The organism is Priestia endophytica, from assembly GCF_026790145.1.
Lineage (GTDB): Bacteria > Bacillota > Bacilli > Bacillales > Bacillaceae_H > Bacillus_I > Bacillus_I endophytica_A.
The window spans coordinates 6,190-6,497 of the sequence record NZ_JALAMS010000072.1; positions in this window are offsets into that span (position 1 = coordinate 6,190).

The following is a 308-nucleotide window of genomic DNA, read 5'->3' on the forward strand; positions in this document are numbered from 1 at the left end:
AGATTTGCCTAGGTATTGGCAAGAGGAAAAGCAGATTCATAATGCTGCTGTGATGCGTCCCACATCTTGCCCGGAGTAAAGAACCCACCTAACCTCGTCGTATCTATAAGATGCGGAACTTGGTAAGCCCTATGTCATCTGCATAAGCAGTAGGATGACTGCAAAGTCAAACGATGTGGCAGAGGGTAAAGGATACGAGAGAAAGCGAATGCCATTATCTCGAAAGAGAACAGGAAAGCAGGAAACTGTATAACTGGATGGATACTATCGTCCTTACGGACAAACCCATGATAGACCCGAAAGGGAGC